Annotated in this window: 13 protein-coding genes; 6 read left to right on the top strand and 7 right to left on the bottom strand. The window is 67.9% G+C overall.

Annotation, left to right across the window (positions count from 1 at the left end; translation table 11 throughout):
- Positions 1 to 5 precede the first annotated feature (5 nt).
- Positions 6 to 911: an N-acetylneuraminate synthase family protein gene (locus tag AC20117_RS06360; RefSeq protein WP_074700442.1), complete on the bottom strand. Its 906-nt coding sequence runs from the start codon at positions 909 to 911 to the stop codon at positions 6 to 8.
- On the bottom strand, positions 911 to 2134 hold the full coding sequence (locus tag AC20117_RS06355; protein WP_074700443.1) for an acylneuraminate cytidylyltransferase: 1224 nt from the start codon (positions 2132 to 2134) through the stop codon (positions 911 to 913). The genes AC20117_RS06360 and AC20117_RS06355 overlap by 1 nt, the downstream gene beginning before the upstream one ends.
- Positions 2135 to 2242: 108 nt before the next feature.
- On the opposite strand from AC20117_RS06355, the gene AC20117_RS06350 reads away from it, so the two are divergent.
- Positions 2243 to 3700, top strand: a complete 1458-nt coding sequence (locus AC20117_RS06350; RefSeq protein ID WP_074700444.1) for a glycosyltransferase family 87 protein — start codon at positions 2243 to 2245, stop codon at positions 3698 to 3700.
- 23 nt (positions 3701 to 3723) lie between these two features.
- Positions 3724 to 5169: a phytoene desaturase family protein gene (locus AC20117_RS06345; protein ID WP_074703178.1), complete on the top strand. Its 1446-nt coding sequence runs from the start codon at positions 3724 to 3726 to the stop codon at positions 5167 to 5169.
- A gap of 59 nt (positions 5170 to 5228) precedes the next feature.
- Here AC20117_RS06345 and nagA read toward each other — a convergent pair whose 3' ends face one another.
- From nagA to AC20117_RS06330, 3 genes are all read right to left on the bottom strand, one after another.
- Positions 5229 to 6407: an N-acetylglucosamine-6-phosphate deacetylase gene (gene nagA / locus AC20117_RS06340; RefSeq protein WP_074700445.1), complete on the bottom strand. Its 1179-nt coding sequence runs from the start codon at positions 6405 to 6407 to the stop codon at positions 5229 to 5231.
- A 69-nt stretch (positions 6408 to 6476) separates the two neighbouring features.
- Positions 6477 to 7169, bottom strand: a complete 693-nt coding sequence (locus AC20117_RS06335) for an ABC transporter ATP-binding protein (protein WP_074700446.1) — start codon at positions 7167 to 7169, stop codon at positions 6477 to 6479.
- 65 nt (positions 7170 to 7234) lie between these two features.
- The gene (locus AC20117_RS06330; RefSeq protein WP_074700447.1) at positions 7235 to 8335 is read right to left on the bottom strand and encodes an ABC transporter permease; all 1101 of its coding nucleotides are present in this window, start codon (positions 8333 to 8335) and stop codon (positions 7235 to 7237) included.
- A 175-nt stretch (positions 8336 to 8510) separates the two neighbouring features.
- On the opposite strand from AC20117_RS06330, the gene AC20117_RS06325 reads away from it, so the two are divergent.
- Both AC20117_RS06325 and AC20117_RS06320 read left to right on the top strand, forming a co-directional pair.
- Positions 8511 to 9935: a sensor histidine kinase gene (locus tag AC20117_RS06325; protein ID WP_083339953.1), complete on the top strand. Its 1425-nt coding sequence runs from the start codon at positions 8511 to 8513 to the stop codon at positions 9933 to 9935.
- Positions 9932 to 10591, top strand: a complete 660-nt coding sequence (locus AC20117_RS06320; RefSeq protein ID WP_074700448.1) for a response regulator — start codon at positions 9932 to 9934, stop codon at positions 10589 to 10591. Before AC20117_RS06325 ends, AC20117_RS06320 begins: the two co-directional genes overlap by 4 nt.
- A gap of 29 nt (positions 10592 to 10620) precedes the next feature.
- Here the strand turns inward: AC20117_RS06320 and AC20117_RS06315 are convergent, their stop codons facing one another.
- Together AC20117_RS06315 and AC20117_RS06310 are read right to left on the bottom strand one after the other, a co-directional pair.
- Positions 10621 to 10800: a hypothetical protein gene (locus AC20117_RS06315; RefSeq protein ID WP_074700449.1), complete on the bottom strand. Its 180-nt coding sequence runs from the start codon at positions 10798 to 10800 to the stop codon at positions 10621 to 10623.
- A gap of 133 nt (positions 10801 to 10933) precedes the next feature.
- Positions 10934 to 11185 carry a hypothetical protein gene (locus AC20117_RS06310; RefSeq protein ID WP_074700450.1) on the bottom strand — a complete coding sequence of 84 codons (252 nt, stop codon included), beginning with the start codon at positions 11183 to 11185 and terminating at the stop codon, positions 10934 to 10936.
- 213 nt (positions 11186 to 11398) lie between these two features.
- On the opposite strand from AC20117_RS06310, the gene AC20117_RS06305 reads away from it, so the two are divergent.
- Together AC20117_RS06305 and AC20117_RS06300 are read left to right on the top strand one after the other, a co-directional pair.
- The gene (locus tag AC20117_RS06305; protein WP_074700451.1) at positions 11399 to 12226 is read left to right on the top strand and encodes a fumarylacetoacetate hydrolase family protein; all 828 of its coding nucleotides are present in this window, start codon (positions 11399 to 11401) and stop codon (positions 12224 to 12226) included.
- Between the two features lie 66 nt (positions 12227 to 12292).
- On the top strand, positions 12293 to 15139 hold the full coding sequence (locus AC20117_RS06300; RefSeq protein ID WP_083339704.1) for a helix-turn-helix transcriptional regulator: 2847 nt from the start codon (positions 12293 to 12295) through the stop codon (positions 15137 to 15139).
- The last annotated feature ends 13 nt before the right edge of the window (positions 15140 to 15152 follow it).

Here is a 15152-nt window from a genome sequence, read left to right as displayed (position 1 = left end):
GGTACTTATGCATCCACTCGGCGCAGGCGGGACAGAGGGGCCAGCTCGCCCGGGAAGACCTTCTTGACGCCGTCGCCCATGGCATCTTCGAGGATGCGGATGTCGCGGACCAGCGCTTCGAGGCCCTTCGGCTCCAGCGAGGATGCCTGATCCGAGCCCCACATGGTGCGGTCCAGGGTGATGTGGCGTTCCACGGTGACCGCGCCGAGGGCGACGGCGGCCAGGGAGATCTGCAGGCCGCGCTCGTGGCCCGAGTAGCCCACCGGCACCTGGTAGCGCTCCTGCAGCGTGGTGATCATGCGCAGGTTGGCCTCTTCGGGCGGCAGCGGGTAGGTGGAGGTGGCGTGCATCAGGATCAGGTTATCGGTCCCGAGGGTTTCCACGGCCTTGTCGATCTGCTCGATGGTGGACATGCCGGTGGAGAGGATGATCGGCTTGCCGGTTTCGCGCAGGGCGGTGAGCAGCTCGAGGTCGGTGACCGAAGCGGAGGCAACCTTGTGGGTCAGCGCGCCGGCCTCTTCCATGAAGGCCACGGAGGGAACATCCCACGGCGAAGCGAAGCAGTGCAGGCCCTTGTCGGCGGCGTGCTGGATCAGCTTCTGGTAGATGGGCATGTCGAACTCGACGCGGTAGCGGTAGTCCAGGTAGGTCATTTCGCCCCACGGGGTGGAACGCATCTTGTCGCGCATATCGGCCGGGGTGGAGATTTCCGGGGTGCGCTTCTGGAACTTCACGGCGTTGGCACCGGCGGCGGCAGCGACGTCGATCAGCTGCTTGGCGATCTCGATGTCGCCGTTGTGGTTGATGCCGATTTCGCCGATCACGTAGACGGGCTGGCCTGCGCCGACCTGAACGTCACCGATAGCGACGGGTGCCGGAGCGCCGGTGGGGAGAGTTGTTTCGGTAGTCATCAGGAGGCTCTTTCTGTCATTTCTGCAATTGCGTTCCGGCTACCGGTGGCGGCGGCCGTGTGGGCGGCGAGGACGAGTTCGCAGATTTCGCGGACCGCCCCTTCACCCCCGTTGTGCGACAGCACGATGCGCGCTGCCGCCTTGACCTCTGACCGGGCATCCGCCACGGCCACGGGCCAACCGACCCTGCCCATGGCGGGCAGGTCGTTGACGTCGTTGCCGACAAAGGCAACGCGTTCCGGATCAAGTCCGCGCACAGCCATCCATTCGGAGACTGCTTCGGCCTTGTCTTTGACGTCCTGGACGACGTCGACGCCGAGCTTGTTGGCCCGGGCGGTCACCACCTGGTTTGTCTCGGTGGAGAGGATCAGTTGGGGCACTCCGGCCCTGCGCAGGCGGGCAATGCCCATGCCGTCGCCGCGGCTGACGCGGACGAACTCTTCGCCTTCGGAGTTGACGAAGGCGTGGTCGTCGGTGTGGACGCCGTCGAAATCCATCACCAAAGCGTCGACGTCGACGGCGGTGGTTTCGGCGGGGGCGGCCATCGCCTGGACGAGCGCCAGGTCTTCGAGCGAGTCGATCTCGATGGCGTGCTCTTCGGGCACTACCTGCAGGTCCAGCCGGCCGAAGAAGCGGTGTTTGCGCTCGGTGAAGCCTCCGGTGAGCATGGCGTAGAACGCGCCGGTCTCGCGGTACTGCGGTTCGCGGTCCTGCCGGCGGGGACGGAAGTCCGCGCTGTGGCCCACGGCGGTGACGGCGCCGTCGTCGTTCTTGGTCCAGAGGAAGTTGTGGTTCTCGGCGACCGAAAACGCCACGTCCGCCTCGCCGTCGAGAACCTTGCGGACCGCTTCGTTGAGGTCCGCGGGATCGATGAAGGGGGAGGTGCACTGCAGCAGCACGGTGACGACCGGCCGGGTGCCGAACTCCTGATCGAGGGCGTCCAGGGCGTGCAGGACGGCGGATTCGCTGGTGGCGGTGTCGCCGGAGAGTTCGGCGGGGCGTTCAACAACGCGGGCGCCGAACCGCTCGGCCTCGAACCGGATGTCGGCCGAGTCCGTGCTGACGACGACGTCGGTGACCAGGGGTGTGTTGCGGGCGGCTTCCACGGCGCGGGTCACGAGGGAACGGCCGGAAACTGGCTTCAGGTTCTTGAACGGAATCCCTTTTGAACCGCCGCGGGCAGGGATCACAACCAGAACTTCTTGGGGATCGGTGGTGCTCATTGAAGCCACCGTAGGGAGCCCGGGTGGCCGGACGGGGTGCCTAAGGTTAAGCGGAGGTTATCGATAGCCAACGTTTTGTTAACCAAGGCCGACCAGTACTGTTGTGCCATGCCCCGGTTCCGCCCATCGCGCCGCAGATTGCCGCTGCGCATCGTGGTGCCCAGCCGCAACGATCCGCTGCTGCGCCGGTTCACCGAGCTGATCGGCGGGCCCCTGGGACACCGGACCGCCCCCGGGATTGTGGAGCCGGGCTTCTTCACGGTGGAACGCGTGCTGATTGTGCTGACCACGCTGGCCGCGCTGCTCTCCGTGCTGGTCAAGACGCCGTGCCGGGTTGCCGGCTGGGTGCTGCCGGACTACTTCTACATGGGCTGCTACTCGGACTGGCCCGTCCTGTTCGAAACCCGCGGACTGGCGGAGGGCATGTTTCCGTTCCTGACCCCGGGCGGTGTCTTCGAGTACCCCGTGCTGATGGGATTGCTGGCCGGATTCACGGCGCTGCTGGTTCCCGGTTCCGGAGTGTCGGCGGAACGCTCGCTGGCCTACTTCGATGTGAATGCGACGCTGGTCGCCGTGGTCTGGATCATCACGGTGATTACGACGGCGAGGATGAGCCACCGCAGGCCCTGGGATGCCGCGATGGTGGCGCTGGCCCCGGGGATCGTGGTGGCCGGGAGCATTAACTGGGATCTCTGGGCGGCCATGCTGGCGGCGCTGGCCATGCTGTCCTTCGCGCGCGGGCGGCTGGTGCTGGCCGGGGTTTTCATCGGGCTGGGCACCGCCATGAAGATCTATCCGCTGTTGATCCTGGGCGCCGTGCTACTGCTGGCCATCCGGGCCGGGAAGTACCGCCCGCTGGCGGTCACTGCTGCCGCCGCGGGAGGAACCTGGCTGGCCGTCAACCTGCCCTTCATGCTGGCGGACTTTGCCGGCTGGGCCTATTTCCTGGGGTTCAGCCGCGACCGGGAGGCCGGGTACTCCTCTATCTGGTACGCCTACAACACCACGGTGCAGGGGCAAGGGCTGCCGCAGCTGGGCCCGGAGTTCATCAACCGGGCGTCGCTGGTGTTGTTCCTGCTGGCCTGTATCGCGATCGCGCTGCTGGTGCTGTCCGCGCCGCGGCGGCCGCGGCTGGCGTCCATCGTGTTCCTGATCGTGGCGGCCCTGGTGCTGACAAACAAGGTGTACTCGCCCCAGTTCGTGGTGTGGCTGGTTCCGCTGGCGGCGCTCGCCTACCCGCGCTGGCGGGACTTCCTCATCTGGCAGTTCGTCGAACTGCTGCACTGGTGGGCCGTCTGGATGTATCTGGGCCAATTCACCAGCGGCGGCGCGCCGGAGCATAATATCGACGGCGCCTACTACGTGCTGGCCGTACTCGCGCATATAGCAGCGACGGCATACATCGCCTACAAGGTTGTCCGCTCCATCCTGCACCCCGAGCACGATCCGGTACGCCGGCTGGAGACCGACGATCCGCAGGGCGGTCCCTTCGACCGTTCCGACGACGTGCTGGTGCTGGACAGCTACGCTGTTCACAGATGGCGTTCACGGATCGGCAGCCGGTAGTCCGGCAGGAAGGCGGAGCGTACATGTCACTTCCCGATGCGGCCGTGGTGGGAGCCGGACCGAACGGCCTGGCGGCGGCGGTCATCCTGGCGCGGGCCGGACTGAAGGTCACCGTGTTCGAGATCGGTGCCACGCCGGGCGGCGGAGCCCGCACGTCGGAGTTGATGGAACCGGGGCACTGGCATGACGTTTGCTCCGCGGTCCATCCCATGGCAGTGGCGGCCCCGTTCTTCCGGGACTTCGGGCTGGCCGAGCGGATCGAACTCATCACGCCGGACATCTCCTATTCGCACGTTATCGACGGTGCGAAGGCCGCCTTTGCCTACCGGGACCTGGACCGCACCGCTGCTTCTCTGGGTGCCGACGGGGCGGCTTTCCGGTCGCTGATGAAACCACTGGTTACGCATTCGCGCGACGTGCTGGACCTGACCATGAACCAGCTGCTGCGGCTACCCCGCCATCCGGTTTCGGCGCTGCGGTACGGACTGCGTTCGCTGGAGCAGGGGAGCGCCGCCTGGAATATGCGCTTCAAGGAATACCTCGCTCCGGCGCTGCTTTCGGGGGTGATGGCCCATACACCCGGCGGCCTGCAGCGGCCGGTGGCTGCCGGAGCGGGGCTGATGCTCGGCTCGCTGGCGCACGCCGTGGGGTACCCGCTGCCCGTGGGCGGTTCGCAGGCCATCATCGACGAGCTGGTCCGCGACCTGAAGAACCACGGCGGCAAGCTGGTCACCGGGCACAAGGTGAACTCGCTGGCTGAACTGACCGACGCCCGCACCGTGCTGCTGGACACCTCGCCGCAGGAACTGGTCCGGCTGGCCGGCGGACGCCTGCCGCGCGGCTACGCCAAGTCATTGATCTCCTACCGGTACGGCCCCGGCGCCGGCAAGGTGGACTTTATTCTGTCCGAACCCGTCCCATGGGCCAACGCCGAACTGGCCCGGGCCGGGACTGTCCATCTGGGCGGAACCCGCGAGCAGGTTGCGGCATCGGAGAAGGACATTGCCCGCGGGCGCCACTCCGAAAAGCCCTTTGTCCTGGTCTCCCAGCCGAGCGTCTTCGATGCCACGCGGGCCCCCGCCGGACGGCATATTCTGTGGACCTACTGCCACGTGCCGCAGGGCTCCACCCGCGACATGACGGACGTGATCACCGCGCAGCTGGAGGCGGCCGCGCCCGGGTTTTCCGACGTCGTTGTTGCCTCAAAGAGTATGTCCGCCGCGGAATATGAGCAGTACAACCCGAACTACGTCGGCGGGGACTTCGGCACCGGCGCGGTGGACGTCGCGCAGTTGCTGGCCCGGCCCGTGCTCGGCACCAAGCCGTGGAAGACGCCGCTGGACGGGGTGTACCTGTGCTCGGCGGCAACGCCGCCTGGTCCCGGCGTGCATGGCATGGCCGGTTACCACGCCGCCCGCCTGGCGTTGAAGGAGGACTTCGGGCTGCCGATGCCCGCGCTGGGGCCGTAGCTGCGACTGCGTAGGTCGGGCGCCGAGCTGTCCGGCGGAATGCAGCAGGGCCGGAACGGTTAGTCCGGCTGGCCCATACGTTGCGCTGCTGGCAGCTCTTCTCCGGCCCGCCAGATCCGGTGCGGCCTAAGGTCTTGGTCCAGCAGGATGAGGTCCGCCGGCGAACCGACGGCAAGGCTTCCTGCACCGTCGCCGTCCAGACCGGCGGCTCGGGCGGGCACCGAGGTGGCTGCGGCCACGGCCTCCGGCAACGGGATGCCGACCGCAACGGCACGCCGCAGCGCTGCGTCCATGGTGAGCATGCTGCCGGCGATGGGACCGCCGTGGGGCAACCGGGCAACGCCGTCGTGCACTTCGACCGGGAGCGAACCAAGGTGGTAGGTGCCGTCCCCGCAGCCTGCCGCCGCCATGGCGTCGGTGATCAGGGCAACCCGGCCCGGAGCGGCTTGAAACGCCAGCCGCAGCATCGAGTCATGGACGTGGTGCCCATCGGCGATCACTTCCAGCGTGACGTGGGGTGAGTCGAATGCCGCGGCGATGGGTCCGGGCGCGCGGTGGTGCAGCCCGTTCATGGCGTTGAAGGCATGGGTGAGGATGCTGGCGCCGGCGTCGAATGCAGCGCGGGCAGTGTCATAGTCCGCGTCCGTATGTCCGACGGCGACCGCCACCTTGTGGTCGACCAGCCTGCGGACGGCGGCAAAACCGGGGTCCAGTTCCGGGGCGATGGTTACCTGGCGCAAAAGGCCGCCGCCGGCTTCGACGAGCCGGTCCACGGCTTCAACCTTGGGCGGCACGAGAAAGCCAGGATTGTGGGCACCGCAGTGGCTGGCCGCGAGGAAGGGCCCCTCGAGGTGGAAGCCCTTCACCGTCCCGTGGGCTGGAGCTTCCGCCGCCAGCCTGCGGAGTGTGGCCTCCAGGACTCCGAGCGGATTGGTGACCAGCGAGCCGAGGAGACTGGTAGTTCCGTGCGCTAGGTGAGTGAGCGGGCCGAGGGACGTGTCGCCGTCGTCAATCGAAGCGCCGCCGCCGCCATGGCAGTGCATGTCCACGAACCCTGGCACCAGGTAGGCGCCGGCGGCGTCGACCTCCCGAACGTCTGCAATCTCTTGGCCGGTAACGGTTCCGGACCAGCTGCCGGTGCCGGCGTCGGTAATCCGACCGCTCTCTAGGAGCATCCAGGCGTCGGCGACGATCTCGCCGCCGGAGATGCGGCGGGCGGAATGGATGACGGTGCGCATGGGCCTCACTGTTCTTCGGATCGGCACATCGGAAAGGACCGACTCACCTCGACAGTAGAGCGTCAGATGCTAAACGGCGACTTGTTCCAGCGCCGTCAGCCTGCCGTCGCGCATGGTGGCGACGGCGTCGGTCAGCGGGATGTACTCCGTGTCGTGGGTGACCATCACCGTGGCTACCTTGAACTCCCGGGTTACGCGGACCAGCAGCCGGACAATCGCCTCGGAGCGTTCGTGGTCCAGCGCCGCCGTCGGCTCGTCCACCAGCAGCAGCTTCGGCTCGCCCATCAGCGCGCGGGCAATGTTGACCCGCTGGCGCTGCCCGCCGGAGAGCTGATGCGGCCGCCGTCCTGCGGAGCCGGCGAGGCCCACGACGTCCAGCAGTTCGAGGGCCCGGGCCTTCGACTTCTTCGGCGATCCGCCGCGCAGGTGCTCCGCGATCTGCAGCTGCTCGACGGCGGTCAGCGAGGCGAGCAGGTTGGGCTGTTGGAAGATGATGCCGATGGTTTCACGCCTCAGGACTGCCGTTTCCCGCGCGGAGAGGGCCGTCGCATCCATTCCGTCGAGGAGGACGATTCCCGACGTCGGCCGGATCAGGGTGGCGGCGACGGCGAGCAAGGAGGACTTGCCGGAACCGGACGGACCGGCCAGCGAGGTGATGGTGCCGGGCCGCGCGGACAGGTTGACGCTGTCCAGGGCGGTGACCGTGGCGTCGCCGTCAGGGTACTCGAGGGTGGTGTTGACGAGGTTCAGTACTGCAGTCATCGGTGTTGTCCTTGGTTGGAGGGTGGAGATGTCGGGAGATCGCGGGGTTCAGCTGGCGCGGATGCTCAGTTGCCGCCGAGGGCGGTCAGCGGATCCACCTTGGTCACGCGGCGGACCGCGACGACGGCGCCGGCCATGCCCAGGAGCACGATGCCCGCGATCGGCAGCAGAGTGCTGGCCGCGGTGAGCAGGAACGGTGCGGCCTGGGCGGCGAAGTAGCCGCCCACAACGCCCACACCACCACCGACGGCGGCCCCGGCGACCAGGACGATCGCGGCCTGGGTCAGCGCGTCGCGCAGCAGATAGCCGTCCGAGCTGCCCATCGCCTTGAGCACCGCGATGTCCCGCGTCCGCTGGATGGTCCAGACGGTCAGGAAGGCGACTATCACCAGCGCCGAGATCCCGTAGAGGAAGCCCTGCATCATCAGCAGCGAGCCGTTCTCGCTCTTGTAGGACCCCAGTGCCTGGAAGGAACCGGTGACGGAAGTGGTCACCGTTTCCGCGGCTGCATTTGCTGCCGTGGCGGCCGCTCCGGCAGGATCCCCGTCCGCCAGTTGCACCGCAACGGAGGTGGCGATCGGGCCGTCGGCGGCCCCGCCGTCGTTAATATGGGCTACCTTCTGCCACTGCGCCAGCGAGGTCCAGACCACCGGCGTGTGGGAGTACCACTGGTCATCGACGACGGCGGAGACCAGCAGTTGCCGGCCGCCCACTTCCGCCGGATCACCGGCTGCCACGCTCAAGTCGTCCGCAATGGTCTGGCTGAGGACCACCGTGCCGTCCGCGACGGGAGCGGGGGCCAGCCGGCCGCCGGGCTCGACGCCGAAGACCGCCACGTTGGTAGTGCCGCCGGCGGAGAAACGGGTCTGCGCGATGCCGAACGCCTCGGCATGCACCACCCCGTCCGCCTGCTGCCACGCGTCCAGCTGGTCGCGCGAGATCTGCGACTCTGTGTAGGAAGCCTTCGCCTCGTTTCCTGCCGGCGCGCCGAACGCCACGGTGTTGACCGCCGGCGCCAGCCCGGCAACGGCGGAAATGGACTGGTTGCCCAGGCCTGCCGTGAGGCCGGAAAGCATGACCAGCAGCAGTGTAATCAGGGCCACCACCGTTCCCATCAGGGCGAAACGGCCCTTCGCGAACCGGATATCCCGCAGTGCCAAAAACACGATGTTTCCTTCTTTCCGTGGAGTACTGGGCCGCGTTCGGCCGCTGTATCCAGCCTTTCGCGGAAGCCGCGCGGGCACATCGCGGAAACGGTTGATCCGCAGCGGACAGACCGTTGATTCCACAGTCAACCGAATGGTTGATGCCCGCTGCTCCGGCGGTGGCTACGCTGGGAGCATGTCTGTCCCGACCGAGCCCGCCGAGACCGGGGCCTGGTTTGAGCCCGAGTCCGGGCCTGGCCTCGCCGAAGCGGGACAGCCCGGCCGTAAGCCTGCAGCATCCGGGCCCGTCCAGCCGTCGGCAGGTGCATTGGTGCTGCGCGTGCTGCGCATCGGGCTGCACACGGGCTTCGCGGGCCTGCTCGCCTTCGCCGTCGTTCTGACGCTGATCAACGCCCCGCACGCTCCGCTGAGCTGGCTCGCCCTGCTGCTCGGGATCCTGCTGGCTGGCGTCTACCTCGCCGGCACGATCGTCGAGAAACGGCACAGCACCACCGGCACCGGCCCGGATCCGCGCCGCTACGGAGCAGCCTGGCTGGCGCTGGTGACCGTGATCTGGGTGGCGCTCGCGGCGGTCAGCGGCAACTTCGTCTGGCTGGCCTTCCCGCTGTTCTTCCTCCACCTGCATGTGCTCAAAACCGCCCATGCCGTGTTCGCCGTCGCCATGCTCACCGGCGTCGTGATTCTGTCGCAGTGGTGGCACAACGGCCGACTGGAGCCGGCGATGCTGATCGGGCCGATGGTGGGGGCGGTGTTCGCCGTGTTCATGGCCATGGCGTACCGCGCGCTGTATCTCGACGGCGAAAACCAGCGCCGCGCGCTCGCCGAACTGCGCCGCACCCGCGCCGAACTGGCCCAATCCCAGCACGACGCCGGAGTGCTCGCCGAACGCGGGCGGCTCGCCCGCGAAATCCACGACACCCTCGCCCAGGGCCTGTCCAGCATCGTGTTGGTCGCGCGCGGTGCCGCCACAGCACTGGACGCCGGCGACACCGCGACGGCGGCCGAGCGTATCCGCCTGGCCCAGTCCACGGCCTCGGAGAACCTGGCCGAGGCGCGCAGCTTCATCCGCGGCTTGTCCTCCCCGCAACTGGAACCGCGCGAGGACGGCGCCAGCGCCCTGGCCGACAGTCTGGCCCGGCTGTGTGCGGCCACCGAACGGCAGGCCGCGGCGCGCGGGGACCAGCTGCGCTGCCGTTTCAACCTCGACGGCGACACCGTGCGGCTGCCCGCACCGTACGAGGTCACGCTGCTCCGCGCGGCGCAGGCGAGCCTCGCGAACGTCCTGGCGCACGCGAAGGCGCGCACCGCCGTCGTTAGTCTGGGGTTTCTTGACGAGGACGTGACACTGGATATTTACGACGACGGCGTAGGGTTTGATCCTTCAAAGTACGACGGCGGCACGGACTTTGGTCTCCCGGCGGCGGCTACGCGCGGGGAGAGGGACCGTGACGACGACGGCGGTGGCTTCGGCCTGCTGTCGCTGCGGGAACGGGTTGCCGCGCTGAACGGCCGGCTGGACCTGGAATCCGCGCCAGGTGAGGGGACCGTGGTGGCCATCCGGCTGCCGTTGCGCACCGGTGTGGGGGAGGAGCAGGAGTGAGCGGGATCAGGATTCTGCTGGTCGACGACCATCCCGTGGTGCGCGCCGGGCTTCGCGCCATGCTCTCCGACTTCGAAGGCATGACGGTGGCAGCCGAAGCCGCGGACGGGGCTGCCGCGTTGAGGGAACTTGACCGTCTGGCTGCCCTCGGCGAGCCCGCGGATGTGGTGCTGATGGACCTGCAGATGGGCGCCGGGATGGACGGGGTGACCGCGACGGCGCGGATCAAGGCCAACAGTGACGCCGGCAAAGCAGCCCCGCCTGTGCTCATCCTGACCACGTACGACACGGATGCGGACATCCTCGCCGCTGTGGAGGCCGGAGCCGCCGGCTACATGCTCAAGGACGCCCCGCCGGAGCAGATCCGCGAGGCCGTCCTGGCCGCCGCAGCCGGCCGCACCGCGCTGGCCCCGGAAGTCGCGGCTCGCCTGATGGGCCGGATCCGCAACCCCGAACCCGCGCTCAGCGCCCGCGAAGTCCAGCTGGTGGAACTGCTGGCTACCGGCATGCCGAACAAGGAGATCGCCCGCAAGCTCTTCATCTCCGAGGCCACGGTCAAGACCCACCTGGTGCACATTTACGCCAAGCTCGGCGTTGACAACCGCACGGCTGCCATCGCCGAAGCCACCAAGCGCCGCATCATCCGCCCGGCCTGATTCTCACAGGGTCAGCCGGTTAAGGCGTCCTACGACAGGTCGCTGGCGACACCGATCGTAAAGACTTTGGGTCCGCTCCGTGTGACTCTGACCTGATCCTTCGAGACGTTTGCCCTCAGGGCAACGTCGGCGACTGCGGCATCCAGCGATTCGTTCGTGGTCGAGCGGTCCCAGAGCTTAAGCGTCACGGAGTGCGATTCAAAGTTCATGCGTCGTTGCTTTCCTTGATTGACTTCCCGCCTCGTCGCTGAGGCAGCGGCAACAACTCTAGCCGGAACGATCATCTTCCCTCGACTAGATTTCGCATTTATGAACCACCATCAGCCGCTTCAGAGCCACGACCTAGGACGCCCTCGCGTCCTGCGCATCATCTTCCTGAATGCCGGCTTCGGCCACCGAGCCGAGCCGGCACCAGGGACCGCAGGGCTCGGCGGACGGGCCGGTGACGAGCATCCGGAAGGCGCCGTCGAGGTAGGCCCTGCCATCCTTCGTCCGCCCGATCACGACGCCACGGCGAAGACGCATGCGCTGTCCCGGTTCCAGTTTCCTCAGCTGCGGCCAGAGCAGGGCTTCTGAGGTCGAAAGGAATAACATAACGGCCCTCCTGTCACCGAGTTGGACCATTATGAACCCTCCCGGCCCGGTTTGGACCCGCCCGGCGCAAAATTGTGTCGACCCGTTATCGTTCGGCCGCGGCCAGTTCGCGGCAGGGCCTCCCCGCGAAAGCGATATATTGTGCGGAGGAGCGGGCATCACCGCAGAAAACAACGGACGACGGCGGTGTGCAGCTGCCCGCAGGAGGTTTGGATGCGACTCGGCACGGTACGGCGCAACGGGACAACGCAGGCGTTTCGGCAGGAGAACGGTGCAACCACCTTCCTGCCGGCCAAGGATGTCGGCGAGCTCCTGCTGCGCGAGGACTGGCGCACGCTTGCCGGCGAAGCAGGGCAGGAACCGGCTGCCGCAGACCTGGACACTCCCATCCTGCGTCCCGGCAAGATCCTCTGCGCCGGACTGAACTACTACGCCCACGCCGAAGAAGTCGGCCAGGACGTGCCGAAGCACCCCACGATCTTCACCAAGATGCACAACGCGCTGGTCGGTCCCAGCGACGACGTGCAGATGCCCGAAGCCAGCCGCAAGATCGACTGGGAGGCCGAGCTGACCATCGTGATCGGCAAGACCATCCGCAAAGTGGACGAGGCCGCAGCCAAGGACGCCATCCTGGGCTACACGGTGATGAACGATGTCTCCGTGCGCGACTGGCAGGGCCGGACGTCCGAGTGGTTCCAGGGCAAGAACTGGGACCGGATGACGCCGGTGGGCCCCGTCGTCGTGACGGCTGACGAAATCGACCCGGAGGACGGCCTGGCCGTGGAGTGCGAGCTGGACGGCGTCGTCAAGCAGTCCGGCACGACGTCGGATCTGATCTTCTCCTGCGCCAAGCTGGTCTCCTACATCAGCGAGTTCATGACCTTGGAACCGGGCGACATCATCGCCACCGGCACTCCGGCGGGCGTCGGCCTGGCCCGCAAGCCCCGTGAGTGGATACCGGTAGGCGCGGAACTCGTCACCCGGATCGAGGGAATCGGCGAGCTACGCAACAAGTGCGTCGCGGAGCCGGCGGCAGGTTAATACGGACCCCGGAATGTCACTTTCGGCCGCCCCGTCGTAAATGTCCTAGCGCCGCCGTAGGATCGAATGATGGGGCAGACACGGTTATTCGGTCGGGACCGCGAACTTGCTCAGTGGCAGACGCTCGCGGACACCGTCGCGTCCGGCCGCAATACAGAGCTGACGGTCAGCGGCCCGGCGGGCATCGGCAAGACCTCGCTGCTGGACGAAATCTGCCGCGATGCCCAGGCCCGTGACTGGAAGGTCCTGCGCGCCCGCGGGGACGCCCGGCGGCAGTTGCCCGGTGCCATGCTGTGGCAGTGGTTCGCCCCGCTGGCTCAGCGGCTGCCCGCGGATGCGCCGCCCTTTGACGGCCAGGGCGCGCTGCTGCACAAGTTCCTGACCACCACCGGCGGTCCGGCCCAGAGCGACGCCCTGAGCTATTCGGCCTCGTGGGTGCTGCGCTCGCGAAGCCAGGACCGGCCCGTGATCGCCGTGGTCGATGATGCCCAGTGGCTCGACGAACTTTCCCTGGGCGCGCTTCTGGATATCGGCAGCCTGCTGATCGACGTCCCCGTACTCCTGCTGCGAGGCGTTCGGACCGGTCCCGGCGCCGAACACCCCGAAGGCATCGACACAAGCGCGTTGCTGGAGGGGGACAGGACTTCGGACCGCGAGCCTCATGTTCCCTCCAGTGTCCCCTTGCACTGGCAGCTGGAGCCGCTGAGCCAGAAGGCCATCGAGAACTGGATTCTGGAGCGGCAGGAAAGCAACGTCCAGGTCAACGCGGCCCGCGTCCAGGCCGCCAGCGGCGGAGTGCCGTTCTTCATCCACGAATTGCTCGAACGGGACCAGCCACTGGCGCGGCCCGCCGAAGCCTCGCCCAATGAGGCGGCCGTGCTGCGCGGCCGGCTGCACCGGCTGGACGCGCTGGACCGAAACGTGCTCGGCGCCGTCGTCGTTCTCGGCGAAGACGCAAGCGCGGCACGGCTGAAGGCGATGCTGGAGCTGCGTACCGCGGAACTGAACGAGTCGCTGGCCAGGCTGGAGGAAGAACGGTTCCTGGCCTCGGTGAAGCCGCGGCCGGCCATCCAGCATGCGCTCGTGGCGGAGGCGTTGCTGGCTGACCTGGGCGTTGAAGAGGTTTCGGCCCTGCACCGGAATGCGGCCGGCGTCCTGATGGCCGAAAGTGCACAGCCGGCCCTGATCGCCAACTACCTGCTGGAGACGTTGCCGGACGGTGACGAGGACGGCGCCCGGATTCTGCTGGCCGCTGCGGCGCAGGCAAGACGCCAGGGCGCCTACGCTCTCGCCGCCCAGCTGGCCGACCGGGCCCTGCAGGAGTCCACCCTCCCGGACCGCCTGCGGCAGGAGCTCCTGATCGAGGCCACCTACGCGCATCAGGGCGCAGGCGATTCGCAAACCGCAGTGCGGCTCGCCGAGGACGCGTTGGAACTGACCGAAGGAACGGTCCGCCGGGTGGAGTTGCTGGTCGGCCACGCGGAAGTGCTCTACGACATGAACGAGGTGGAACGAGCCGCGGACTGCTTCGGCAAGGCGCTGAAGGAGCTGGAAAACGACCCGGGTGACCATGTCGATTTACGACGGCGGGTGATTGCGCTGGCATCGGGTGCTGGCTTCCAGCAACTGCAGATCGCCGCGCAGTATTCGACAGAGCTCGCCGGGATCCTGAGCCGGGATCCGTCTGAGGACGGGCCGGGGGACCGGTTGCTGCTGGCGCAGGAGGCGCTGCGACTGACCATCAGCGGCGCGGACGCCGCGCTCAGCGGGAAACTGGCGGTCCGGAGCTACGCCGGCGGCCTCATCCTGGCTGAAAACGGGGCCGAGTCCAGCATCATCAACTTCTTGACCGGCGCCCTCAACGGTGCAGAGCGGGACGCGGAAGCACTCGCGCTGCTGGACGCGGCCATTGCCGAAGCGCGAGCCAAATCGTCACTGATGGCGCACGCCACCCTGGCCTACTGCCGCGGGGCCATCCACCTGAACCGGGGCCGGCTGCGGCTGGCACAGGTGGACCTGGAGGCCAGCATGCGCGCGGCGGATGCGGGCTGGCGCACCTACATTGAAGTGGCCGCGTTTGTGCTCGCCAGTGTTTACGTCGCGCGGGACGACCTGGAGGCGGCGGATGCCCTGCTGGCCAAGGTCCCGCTGGAGGAAAAACGGGTTCCGCTGGTCCAGGCGATGGCGCTGCAGCTGCACGGGACCGTGCTGGCCGCGCACGGCGACCACAAGTCCGCATTGGAACACTTCACGGCCGCGATGGATCTGGCCGTGGGGCTCGGGCCGACCTTGAGCGCCTGGACCAGGAGCGCGGTGGAAAGCGCGGTGCGCCTGGGCCAGAAGGAGTACGCAGCGGCGGTAGCCGAAGAGGCGTTGGACAAGGTCCGTGCCTTCGGTGCGCCCCGGCTGACCGGCATGACGCTGCGGGTAGCGGCGCTCGCGCAGCCACCGGAAACCGCCGTGCTGATGCTGCGCGAGGCCATCGGCCTGCTGGAAGCGAACGAGGGGCGCTACGACCAGGCCCTCGCCTTGGCGGATCTGGCCGAGATCTGCCTCGCGGGGGAGGACGCGGACACGCTGTCAGCGCACCGGCAGGAGGCCTTGGCGGCGGGCCGCAAGGCCTTGGTGCTGGGCAATCGCATCGGCGCGGCCTCCGTGGCGCGGCGGATGACCGAGCTGCTGGCCGCCCATGATGCGCGGCTGCCGCTGATCGCGGAGAACAAGGCGGACCGGTTGACGGCCGCGGAGAGCCGTGTCTGCTCGCTGGCGGCCAAGGGCATGACCAACCGGCAGATCGCCGCGGAACTGTTCATCACCATCAAGGCCGTGGAGTGGCATCTGTCCCGGTCCTTCTCCAAGCTGGGCATCTCCTCGCGCAAGGCGCTCGCCGGCCTCGTCGACGCCCGCGATTAAGCGCTGACGGGGG

The sequence above is a fragment of the Arthrobacter crystallopoietes genome, from assembly GCF_002849715.1.
GTDB lineage: Bacteria > Actinomycetota > Actinomycetes > Actinomycetales > Micrococcaceae > Crystallibacter > Crystallibacter crystallopoietes.
This window is presented reverse-complemented; position numbering and strand designations above follow the sequence as displayed.

Coding starts and splice junctions, on each gene's coding strand:
- AC20117_RS06360 (WP_074700442.1), bottom strand. CDS start 911: ATGACTACCGAAACAACTCTCCCCACCGGCGCTCCGGCACCCGTCGCT.
- AC20117_RS06355 (WP_074700443.1), bottom strand. CDS start 2,134: ATGAGCACCACCGATCCCCAAGAAGTTCTGGTTGTGATCCCTGCCCGC.
- AC20117_RS06350 (WP_074700444.1), top strand. CDS start 2,243: ATGCCCCGGTTCCGCCCATCGCGCCGCAGATTGCCGCTGCGCATCGTG.
- AC20117_RS06345 (WP_074703178.1), top strand. CDS start 3,724: ATGTCACTTCCCGATGCGGCCGTGGTGGGAGCCGGACCGAACGGCCTG.
- nagA (WP_074700445.1), bottom strand. CDS start 6,407: ATGCGCACCGTCATCCATTCCGCCCGCCGCATCTCCGGCGGCGAGATC.
- AC20117_RS06335 (WP_074700446.1), bottom strand. CDS start 7,169: ATGACTGCAGTACTGAACCTCGTCAACACCACCCTCGAGTACCCTGAC.
- AC20117_RS06325 (WP_083339953.1), top strand. CDS start 8,511: ATGTCTGTCCCGACCGAGCCCGCCGAGACCGGGGCCTGGTTTGAGCCC.
- AC20117_RS06315 (WP_074700449.1), bottom strand. CDS start 10,800: ATGAACTTTGAATCGCACTCCGTGACGCTTAAGCTCTGGGACCGCTCG.
- AC20117_RS06310 (WP_074700450.1), bottom strand. CDS start 11,185: ATGTTATTCCTTTCGACCTCAGAAGCCCTGCTCTGGCCGCAGCTGAGG.
- AC20117_RS06305 (WP_074700451.1), top strand. CDS start 11,399: ATGCGACTCGGCACGGTACGGCGCAACGGGACAACGCAGGCGTTTCGG.
- AC20117_RS06300 (WP_083339704.1), top strand. CDS start 12,293: ATGATGGGGCAGACACGGTTATTCGGTCGGGACCGCGAACTTGCTCAG.